7 protein-coding genes and 1 riboswitch are annotated in these 9,397 nt (G+C 75.9%); of the genes, 4 read left to right on the top strand and 3 right to left on the bottom strand.

The genetic code is table 11. From position 1 onward, the window contains the following. The 3 genes from AC2CJA_RS19745 to AC2CJA_RS19755 all read right to left on the bottom strand — a co-directional run. The coding region (locus tag AC2CJA_RS19745; RefSeq protein WP_484604025.1) for an energy-coupling factor transporter transmembrane component T at nt 1-858 on the bottom strand (858 nt) is incomplete at its 3' end. After that, nucleotides 855-1,562 carry an SCO2322 family protein gene (locus AC2CJA_RS19750; RefSeq protein WP_484604026.1) on the bottom strand — a complete coding sequence of 236 codons (708 nt, stop codon included), beginning with the start codon at nt 1,560-1,562 and terminating at the stop codon, nt 855-857. The genes AC2CJA_RS19745 and AC2CJA_RS19750, both read right to left, overlap by 4 nt. Continuing rightward, entirely contained in the window at nt 1,559-2,863 is a 1,305-nt protein-coding gene (locus AC2CJA_RS19755; protein ID WP_484604027.1) for an SCO2321 family membrane protein, read from the bottom strand. The genes AC2CJA_RS19750 and AC2CJA_RS19755 overlap by 4 nt, the downstream gene beginning before the upstream one ends. Nucleotides 2,864-3,053: 190 nt before the next feature. Further along, nucleotides 3,054-3,106: riboswitch (cobalamin riboswitch) on the bottom strand. 492 nt (nt 3,107-3,598) lie between these two features. On the opposite strand from AC2CJA_RS19755, the gene AC2CJA_RS19760 reads away from it, so the two are divergent. From AC2CJA_RS19760 to AC2CJA_RS19775, 4 genes are all read left to right on the top strand, one after another. After that, nucleotides 3,599-5,182, top strand: coding sequence for a peptidoglycan-binding protein (locus tag AC2CJA_RS19760; protein ID WP_484604028.1), 1,584 nt, complete (start codon nt 3,599-3,601; stop codon nt 5,180-5,182). A 259-nt stretch (nt 5,183-5,441) separates the two neighbouring features. After that, nucleotides 5,442-8,171 carry a class III lanthionine synthetase LanKC gene (lanKC, locus tag AC2CJA_RS19765; RefSeq protein ID WP_484604029.1) on the top strand — a complete coding sequence of 910 codons (2,730 nt, stop codon included), beginning with the start codon at nt 5,442-5,444 and terminating at the stop codon, nt 8,169-8,171. Next, a complete protein-coding gene (locus tag AC2CJA_RS19770; protein WP_484604030.1) occupies nt 8,168-8,290 on the top strand; it encodes a SapB/AmfS family lanthipeptide in 123 nt (40 codons plus the stop codon). Before lanKC ends, AC2CJA_RS19770 begins: the two co-directional genes overlap by 4 nt. A gap of 160 nt (nt 8,291-8,450) precedes the next feature. Next, a partial coding sequence (locus tag AC2CJA_RS19775; protein ID WP_484604031.1) for an ABC transporter transmembrane domain-containing protein occupies nt 8,451-9,397 on the top strand: 947 nt, incomplete at its 3' end.

Genomic DNA, 9,397 nt, shown 5'->3' on the forward strand with positions numbered 1-9,397 from the left:
GAGCAGCAGCACCGGCAGCCCGAAGGCCGCGCCCCGGGCGGCCAGCAGCCCGTACGTCCCGGCGCACACGCCCAGCAGCCCGCCCAGGGTGAGGGCGGCGGTGGTGCGGCGCGCGGCTGGCGGCACGCGCGCGGTACGGCCGTAGCCGCGCGCGTCCATCGAGGCGGCCAGTGCCACCGAGCGCTCCAGCGCGCCCTCCAGGACCGGCAGCCCGATCCGCAGCACCGCCCTGATCCCCTTGTCGTCGCGGCCGCGCAGCCGGCGGGCGGCCCGCAGCCGGCGGACGTCGGCGATCAGATGGGGTGCGAACGTCATCGCCACGACCACGGCCATCCCCGCCTCGTACAGCGCGGCGGGCAGGGACTTGAGCAGCCGGGCGGGGCCGGCCAGGGCGTTGGCCGCGCCGACGCACACCAGCATGGTGGCCAGCTTCAGCCCGTCGCGCAGCGCGAACACCAGCCCCTCGGCCGTGACCCGGCCGCCGATGCGCACGCCCTGCGCCCAGTGGGGCAGCGGCACCTCGGGGAGGGTGAACAGCACGGTGGTGCCGGGAACCGGGGAGCCGAGGAGGACGGCGAAGACCAGCCGGATCACCAGCACCGCCAGGGCGATCTTCAGGAAGGCGCCGTAGCCGCGCGCCCAGGGCGCGTCGGTGCGGCGGGCCGCGACGACGTACGCCGTGACGGCGATGATCAGGGCCAGCAGCAGCGGGTTGGTGGTGCGGGAGGCGGCCGTGGCCAGCCCCAGCGCCCACAGCCACCACGCGCCCGCGTGCAGCGCGTTGGAGCGCGTCGCGCGCGGGGCGCGCAGAGTGCGCACAATCGCGCGCGGAGCCGACAGGGGCCGCCGGGGGGTCATGACCGGCGCCGGCGGGCCCGCCAGACGGCCGCGGCGGCGAGCACGGTGACGACGGCGCCGCCCCCGACCAGCCCGGCGGAGGGGCCGCCGCCGTCCTCGGGGGCGGCCGTGTCCCCGGACGCGCCGGAGTCCTCGGAGGCCGCGCCCTCGGGGGCGCCGGCCGTCTTCGCCGCGGAGTCGGGGACCTGTTCACCGCAGCCGGTGCGCGGATAACCGGCGATGGCGCACAGCAGCGAGCCGGAGTCGTACCGCAGCGGCTTCAGCACGGCGGCCAGTGCCTCGGCGGCGGTCCCGTCCTCGGGCACGTGCGCGCACTCGGTACGGCCGCCGGGCGGCCTCTCGCCCCCGGGCGCGTCGGCCCGGGTGCCGAAGTCGATGCTCAGCGCGATCCGCTTGCTCCCCTCCCGGGGCCCGGCGCCGTCGCAGATCTCCTCGAAGTCGCCGGTCCCGCGGGGCCTGTCCGCCCCGGCCGAGTCCTCGCTGACGGCGAACCGGAAACCCAGCACGGCGCCGTCCTCGGGCCGCAGCGTGCCCGGTCCCTGTGTGGCGTACGTCCACCGGCCGCCGTCGCGCTCCCAGAAGGACCAGTAGCGGTAGCCCGCGGCGTGGGCGGGGGCCGTGCCCGCCGCCGACAGCGCGGCGGCGAACACGCCCGTGAGCACGGCGGTCAGCACGCCGGCGAGCACGGTGCGCGGCGCGCTCACCGCGCCCGCCTCTTCCGCGTGCTGATCAGGAACCCGGCGCCCGCTCCGGCGACCAGGCCCGCGCCGACGAGGGACCACACCACCGGCGAGCCGCCGCCGTCGTCCGCGGCCTCCTTCCGGCCTCCGTCCCCGCCGGAGGGGACGGAGGCCGGGGCCGGGCCGGTGGCGTTCAGCCGCTCGACCAGGTTCACCCCGCCGAAGTCGGCCGGATCGCCGCCCGCGGCACGGGCGGCGAGGACGAGCTGCCCCAGGGCGGCCGGGCTGCCGGAGGCCCTGTCCCAGGAGTCGAGGTTCCTCTCCAGCCAGGTCAGCGACTTCCCGGCGGCGTCGCGGTGGCCGCCCGCGGCCAGGGCGATCACGGCGTCGGCGGTGTTGCCGTAGTCCGGCTGCTCCTCGGCGCCGGGCATGGCGGACCTCAGATGTCCGCCGCCCGCCTCCAGCACCCGCGTCAGATACGCGGCGCCGGCGTCGGCGGCCTCGGCCGGGGTGCGCTTCCCGCCGCCCCCGTCGCCCTCGCCGTCGTCCTCCGCGCACTCCAGGGCCTTCGCGGCCCCGCGGTCCTCGGCGCCGCCGCCCCCGCCGCCGGACGGGGCGGCCAGGCCCTCGCCCCGGGCGGCCAGTACGGCGGCGGCCGTGGCGTCGTCGTTCGCGGCCAGGCGGCCCTTCTCGTCGGGCTGGTAGGCGAAGGCGCCGCGCTCGTCCTCCTCGGCGCCGCAGCCGAGCTGGAAGCCGAGGAGGGAGTCGTAGGGGGACTTCCCGCCCTTCGCCGAGAGCGTCCTCGCCGGGTCCTCGTCCGCGGCGTCCAGGGCGCCGATCACGACGGAGACGGAGTTGGCGTCACTGGGGCCGCCGGGGTTGAAGCCCCAGCCGCCGTCGTCGTTCTGGACCGTCCGCAGCCACTTCACGGCCCGCTCCACCCGCTCGCCGTGGCCGCCGAGGGCCGCCAGCGCCTGGACGGCGGCGGCCGTGGCGTTGACGTCGGCCACCGTCTTGCCGGTACACGCCCGGGCGGGGTCGGGGCGGTAGGAGGCGAAGGAGCCGTCCTCGCACTGCTGGCCGGTCAGCCATGACACGGCCTCGGCGGCGGGCTCCACCCCGACCGCTTCCTGGGCCAGCAGGGCCGTCGACTGGCGCCACACGCCGTCGTACTGCGGGTCGTCCTTCCCGTACAGCCCGGGGGGCAGATCCCGCTGCGCCAAGGGCCGCGCGGACGGCGACTCGTCGGCTGCGGCGACGGGGGCCGCGACCGCGCAGAGCGCGGTGGAGGCGGCCAGGGCCGCGGCGGTGCGGCGCAGGGACATGGGCGGGTGCCTTTCTCGCGGCGCAGCCGTGCACGGCCGGCCGGCCGCGCTCACCGCACGGGGCACACCGGGCTCGGCTCCGCATTCCTCGACGGTGCCGGTACCGGGGCCGCGTCCCGCCGTGCGGCGGGGACGGCCCCGGGAGCCTTGCGTGCCCGGGCGGGTGCTCCGGCTGTACGGCGGACGGGGCGGTGTCCGCCTGATCACGGTTGCGGGTCAGCGCCGGATTCGCACCGGCTTCCCCCGCTCGGGCACAGGACGTTCCGCGGGTCACTCTAACGGCCGCGGTTCCGGCCGGGCCGCAGGTGGGAGCGGGATCACATCCGCGGCTGCCGCCGCGGCGGACGACGAGGTGTTCCGGTGTGTCCCACTCATTCGTTCCGGAGTCTCCTCCAGTGGTTCACACCAAAGAACTCCCGCCGTTTCCGGCGTATTTCGTTGACGCGCGTAGCGCGGATCCGCCACCCTCTGCGGGGGCGCGAATGCCTCCGGTGCGGGGACGGCCGCGCCGGAGGCCGTCCGCCCAGGCGGCGGCCGTTCGGATGGAAGGGTGTTCCTTTCCGGGGTTTTCCGGCACCCTGCCTCGAATTCCCGTCCGGAGGTGTTTGGAATCACCGGGGAAAGCCGTGAAATTATTGACGTGTCCATGACTTTCAAGGTAGGAATTCCTTCCGACCACCGGCGTGAGCGAGCAGTGAGTGCTCACCCCCAGGCACATGCTGACCGGGAGGAAGAATGTTCCGACGCCGCACCGCCCGGAGACGGGCGGGCACATCCGTGCTCTGCGCCCTGGCCGCCGCGGCGGTGGTCGCCACGGGCGCGCCCGCGGGCGCCGCCCCCGCCGACCCGGTGCCGCGGGACCCGGTCAACCGGGCCTTCGAACGGGCCGCCGGCGAGTTCCAGGTCCCGCGCGACCTGCTGGTCGCGGTGGGCTACGGCGAGACCCGCCTCGACGGCCACGGCGGCGAACCCAGCCACGCCGGCGGCTACGGGGTGATGCACCTGGTCAGCAGCCCCGAACGCCGCACCCTGGAGAAGGCCGCCGCGCTGACCGGCGAGCCGGCCGCCGACCTCAGGAAGGACACCGCCGCCAACATCCTCGGCGGCGCCGCCGTCCTGCGCTCCCACGCCGACGAGATGGGCCTGGACGCCGCCGACCGCCGCGACGCGGACGCCTGGTACCCGGTGGTGGCCCGCTACGGCGGCGCGGACGACGACCGCACCGCCCGGCTGTACGCCGACACCGTCTACGACTTCCTGGAGGACGGCTTCAGCGCCCTGACCCCGGCCGGCGAGCGGGTCACCGTACGGCCGCGGGAGACCGGGCCGGAGCGCGGCCGCTACGCCGGGGTCCGCCCGCTGGGCGCCCCCGCGCCCGCCGGGGCGGGCGCGCTGAGCGCCGACTACCCGCCCGCGCGGTGGGTGGCGGCCCACTCGGGCAACTACACCTCCGGCCGCTCGTCGTCGATCACGCACGTGGTCGTCCACGTCACCCAGGGGTCCTACGCCGGGTCGATCAGCTGGTTCCAGAACCCCGCCTCCAACGTCAGCGCCCACTACGTGATCCGCTCCTCGGACGGCGAGGTCACCCAGACGGTCCGCGACCGCGACACCGCCTGGCACGCCAGGTCCGGCAACCCGTACTCCATCGGCCTGGAGCACGAGGGCTACGTCGACGACCCCTCCTGGTTCACCGACGCCATGTACCGTTCCTCGGCCGCGCTGACCCGCCACCTGTGCGACCGCTACGGCATCCCCATGGACCGGTCGCACATCGTCGGCCACGTCGAGGTGCCGGGCAACGACCACACCGACCCCGGCCCCAACTGGAACTGGACCTACTACATGCAGCTGGTCCGCGGCGGCGCCACCGCCCCCGTCCAGCTGGACTTCGCTTCCTACGACACCCTGCGCGGCGGTTCGACCGGCGCCCAGGTGAAGGCCGCCCAGCACCTGCTGAACAACAGCGGCTTCGACGCCGGCACGGTGGACGGCGTCTTCGGCTCCGGCACCGAGGGCGCGGTGCGGGCCTTCCAGCGCAGCCGCTCCCTGACCGCGGACGGCGTCGTGGGCGCCCGCACCTGGACCGCCCTGCTGTCGGCCGGCGCCAGGCCCGTGCTGAAGCGGGGGGGTTCGGGGGCGGACGTACGGCGGCTGCAGCGTTCCCTGACCGCGGCGCTCGGCCGCACCGTGGACGCCGACGGCGTCTTCGGCCCCAACACCGAGACCGCCGTGCGCGACTACCAGAGCAGCCGCGGCCTGGCCGTGGACGGCATCGTCGGCAGCGGCACCTGGGGCGCGCTCCAGGCCGGCCGGTAGATCCGGGAACCACGGAGAACCACCGGGAACCGGCAGGTCACACCGGTCCGCACCGCCCCCCGGCGGTGCGGACCGGTGCCGTCCCCCGCGAGGTCCGCGGCCCCCTCCCCGCCCCGGAAGACGTTCGCGAGCCGCTCGCGAACCACTCGTGCATTCCTCACGGCCGACTCGTGACAGCTGTGACTGTTCCGCCCCTCGGCGCCGTGGAAGGGTCTTCCCCGGACGCCGCCGGTGACCGAGAAGAGCCGAAGGGGGAACGATGAGCAAGGGCTACGCCGTCTTCTGCGACGCCGACCGCCACTTCTACGACGCCCCCCACCGCCTCTCGGACGAGACCGGACGGGCCGGCACCTACGAGGCCGCCCGCCGCCCGGCCCCCGCCGGCTGGCAGCGCCACCGCTCCGGCGACTGGCTGGCACTGCGCCCCCTGGACGCCGAACTCCCCGCCCAGGGCTGGAAGATCCACGTCTCGGCCTGCCTGGACAACGCCGAGCGGATCCTGGAGAAGGTGTGGGACTACTGCGTGTCCCGGGGCGTGGCCTTCAAGTTCATGCCCAGCCGCTACCTCCTGCACAACCGCAACGCCAAGTACGCCGACCGCGGCGCCAGCGGGAAGTTCGTCACCGTCTACCCGGCCGGCGACGAGCAGTGCCGCACCATCGCCGAGGACCTCGACGCGCTGCTGGCCGGCGAGAGCGGCCCGTACATCCTCAGCGACCTGCGCTGGGGGAACGGCCCGGTGCACGTGCGCTGGGGCAGCTTCACCGAGCGGCACTGCTACGAGGACGGCGAGCTGCGTCCCGCCGTCGAGGACGCCGAGGGCCGCCTGGTCCCCGACCGCAGGGGCCCGGCCTTCCACGTCCCCGGCTGGATCACCCTCCCCGACTTCCTGCGCCCCCATCTGGAGGCCCGCGGCGCGGCGAAGGTCGCCGACATCCCCTACCGCATCGAGAAGGCCCTGCACTTCTCCAACGGCGGAGGCGTGTACGTCGGCACCGACACCCGCACCGGTGAGAAGGTCGTCCTCAAGGAGGGCCGCCCCCACGCCGGCCTCGCCGCCGACGGCGCCGACGCCGTGGCCCGCCTGCGCCGCGAGAAGGAGGCGCTGGAGAGGCTGTCGGGCCTGCCCCAGACCCCCGAGGTGCGCGACTGGTTCCAGCTCGGCGACCACTGGTTCCTGGTGCTGGAGTACGTCGAGGGCCGGCCGCTCAACAGCTTCTTCGCCCTGCGCCATCCGCTGATCGAGGCGGACCCCGGCCCGGAGGCGATCGCCGGGTACACCGAGTGGGCCCTGCGCGTCCACCGGCTGGTGGAGGAGGCCGTCGAGGCCGTCCACGCCCGCGGCGTCGTCTTCAACGACCTGCACCTGTTCAACATCATGGTCTCCGAGGACGAGCGGTCGGTGACGCTGCTGGACTTCGAGGCCGCCGCCCACATCGACGAGGGCCGCCGCCAGGTCATCGCCAACCCCGGCTTCGTGGCCCCCGCCGACCGCAGGGGGTTCGACGTCGACCGCTACGCCCTGGCCTGCCTGCGCATCGCGCTCTTCCTGCCGCAGACCAGTCTGCTGGCGATCGACCGGGGCAAGGCGGCGCACCTGGCCGAACTGGTGGCCGAGGAGTTCCCCGTACCGCGCGGGTTCCTCGACGAGGCCGTGGCGGAGATCCTCCGCGGCTGGGAGCCCCCGGTGCCGTCCGGCGCCGGGCGCGGGCCGGGCGGCACGGCACGGGAGGGGACGGCGGACGCCGCGGCGGGCACGCCCGGGCGGGGCTACTACCTGCCCGTCCACCCCGCCGACTGGCCGCACGGCCGCGACTCGATGGCACGGGCGATACTCGCCTCGGCCACCCCCGAACGCGAGGACCGCTTCTTCCCCGGCGACATCGCCCAGTTCGCCGCGGGCGGCGGGGCCTCCTTCGCCACCGGCGCGGCCGGCGTGCTCCACGCCCTGGCCGAGACCGGCGCCGAGAGGTGCCCGGCCGCCGAGGACTGGCTGCTGCGCAGGACCAAGGAGCCCGCCTCCGGCACCTCGCTCGGCTTCTACGACGGGCTGTCCGGCATCGCCTGGACCCTGGAGCGCTTCGGCCACACCGACCGGGCCCTGGAACTGGCCGGGACGGTCGTGGACCAGCCCTGGGACGATCTGGCCCCCGACCTGCACGGCGGGCTGTCCGGCATCGGTCTGGCGCTGGACTCCCTGGCCGCCTCCACCGGCGAGAGCGCTCTGCGCGACGCCGCGCTGCGCTGCGCCCGCCTCGTCGCCGACAAGGCCGGCAGGACCGACAAGGCCGGCGAGGGCGGACGCGGGACCGGACGCGGCGGCCCCCGGGCCGGGCTGCTGTACGGCTCGGCCGGCCAGGCCCTGCTCTTCCTGCGGCTGTACGAGCGCACCGGCGAGCCCGGACTGCTCGACCTCGCCGCCGAAGCGCTGCGGCGCGACCTCGACCACTGCGTGACGAGCGCCGGCGGGGCCCTGCAGGTGGACGAGGGCTGGCGCACCATGCCCTACCTCGGCGAGGGCAGCGTCGGCATCGGGATGGTGCTGGACGACTACGCCGCCCACCGCGACGACGAGCGGTTCGAGCGGGCGCGGCACGACATCCTCAGGGCCGCCCGCTCCAGGTTCTACGCCCAGCCGGCCCTGTTCCGGGGCACGGCCGGGATGATCCTGCACCTGAGCCGCACCACCGTCGGCGACCCCGCAGCCCGTGAGGCGGACCTGCGCCGCCAGATCGCCTCGCTGACCCGGGCCGCCGTCCCCTACCAGGGCCTGCTGGCCTTCCCCGGCGAGCAGATGATGCGCCTGTCGATGGATCTCGCCACCGGCACGGCCGGCTGTCTGCTCGCCCTGGGCAGCGCGCTGCACGACACCCCCGCGCACCTGCCCTTCCTCCCGCCGCCCCCCGGGCGGCCCCAGAGCCGGTCTCTCGTCAGGGAGGCCGTACCGGAAAATCCCGTCCCCACGGAAACGAAAGGAACAGAGAAATGACGCTTCTCGACCTGCAGACCCTGGAGACCGCCGAGGACAAGGGCACCGTCGCCGGCGGTTCCGAGGCCAGCCTGCTGCTGTGCGGTGACAGCTCCCTGAGCGTCACCACCTGCAACTGACCTCGCCACCGCGGGACCTGATCCCGCGAGCGTGAGACGGCCGACGCGGTCCCGGGTGATCACAGCGCCCGGGACCGCGTCCCCGTATCCCAAGGTCTACCCCGGCCGCCCCGTGCGTACCCCCGCCGCGCCGCCCACGGACGCGAGGAGCCCACCGCCCATGGCGCCCCAGCCCGCCGCCGATTCCGATGCCGCCGGCCCCGCCGCCACCGGCCTGCCGGCCGACCGCGTCCTGACGGCCGCGATCCGCCACAGCGGCGGGCGCGCCGCGGTGATCTGCCTGCTGGCCACCGCCTCCGCCGCCGCGACCGTCGCCCTGCCCGCCGCGCTCGGACACACCCTCGACCTGGCGCTGGACGGCGCCGGGGAGGCCGCCCGCTGGACGGCGCTGTGCGCGCTGCTGGTCGCCGCCGAGGTACTGCTGGACGCGGTGAGCGCCCATCTCACCGGCACCACCGACGCCCGCTCCACCGCCTGGCTGCGCCGCCGCGGACTGGAGCACCTGCTGGCCGTGGGCCCCCGGCGGGCGGCCCGCTTCGGCCACGGCGACCTGGTGACCCGGCTGTCGGGCAACGCGGCCGAGGCCGGCGGCGCCCCCTCCGCCGCCGCCACCGCCGTCTCCTCGCTCCTCACCCCGCTCGGCGCCCTGGCGGCGCTGGTGCTGGTGGACCCCTGGCTCGCCGCCGCCTTCTGCGCGGGGGTCCCGCCGCTGGTGCTGCTGCTGCGCGCCTTCGCCCGCGGCTCCTCCGACAGCGTCTCGCGCTACCAGCGCGTCCAGGGCGAGATCGCCGCGCGCCTGGTCGAGGCGCTGGCCGGCGCCCGTACCCTCGCCGCCGCGGGCACCGCCGACCGCGAACGCGCCCGCGTGCTGGCCCCGCTGCCCGAACTGGCCTCCCAGGGGCGGCGTATGTGGCACGTGTACGGGCGGGCCATGGTCGGCAGCGGCATCCTGGTACCCCTGCTGACGATCGCCGTCCTGGCGGTGGGCGGTATGCGGCTGGCCGCCGGCGAGCTGAGCGTCGGCGAGCTGCTGGCCGCCTCCCGCTACGCGGCCCTGGCCGCCGGGGTCGGCGCGGTCACCGGCCGGCTGAGCGCCCTGGTGCGCGG

This window comes from Streptomyces sp. ATLC9, assembly GCF_057196705.1.

What these genes read in the sequence shown, in the direction of transcription:
- AC2CJA_RS19770 (WP_484604030.1), top strand. Translation starts at nt 8,168, where the DNA reads ATGACGCTTCTCGACCTGCAGACCCTGGAGACCGCCGAGGACAAGGGC.
- lanKC (WP_484604029.1), top strand. Translation starts at nt 5,442, where the DNA reads ATGAGCAAGGGCTACGCCGTCTTCTGCGACGCCGACCGCCACTTCTAC.
- AC2CJA_RS19755 (WP_484604027.1), bottom strand. Translation starts at nt 2,863, where the DNA reads ATGTCCCTGCGCCGCACCGCCGCGGCCCTGGCCGCCTCCACCGCGCTC.
- AC2CJA_RS19760 (WP_484604028.1), top strand. Translation starts at nt 3,599, where the DNA reads ATGTTCCGACGCCGCACCGCCCGGAGACGGGCGGGCACATCCGTGCTC.